The organism is Pseudomonas sp. PDM25, assembly GCF_019219045.1.
Classification (GTDB): Bacteria; Pseudomonadota; Gammaproteobacteria; order Pseudomonadales; family Pseudomonadaceae; genus Aquipseudomonas.
The window spans coordinates 1-576 of sequence record NZ_JAHUWL010000061.1; the positions used below are offsets into that span (position 1 = coordinate 1).

Below are 576 nucleotides of genomic sequence, written 5' to 3' on the forward strand. Positions count from 1 at the left end.
GGCGATCTGCGTCAGGCCTTTCGGACCGTGGTACACGGCGTACATGCTGGCGATGTTGGCCAGCAGCACTTGTGCGGTGCAGATGTTGCTGGTGGCCTTCTCGCGGCGGATGTGTTGCTCGCGGGTCTGCATCGCCAGGCGCAGGGCCGGCTTGCCGAAACGGTCGACGGAAACACCGACCAGACGGCCCGGCATGTCGCGCTTGAACGCATCCTTTGTGGAGAAGTACGCCGCGTGCGGGCCACCGAAGCCCAGCGGCACGCCGAAGCGTTGCGCACTGCCGATGGCCACGTCGGCGCCGAACTCGCCCGGCGGAGTCAGCACGGTCAGGGCCAGCAGGTCGGCGGCGACCGCGACCAAGGCGTTGGCGGCGTGGAAGCGTTCGGTCAGTTCGCGGTAATCGAACACGTCACCGTTGCTTGCCGGGTATTGCAGCAGGGCGCCGAAGAACGGCGTCACGTCAGTCAGTTCACGCTCGTCGCCCACCACCACGTCGATGCCCAATGGCTCGGCGCGGGTGCGCAGCACGTCGAGGGTTTGCGGGTGGCAATGCACGGAGGCGAAGAACGCGTGGCT

1 pseudogene is annotated in these 576 nt (G+C 67.0%); it reads right to left on the reverse strand.

The features are described from left to right. A pseudogene (locus KW848_RS31310) lies at positions 1-576 on the reverse strand (glycine dehydrogenase (aminomethyl-transferring)); the annotation flags it as partial.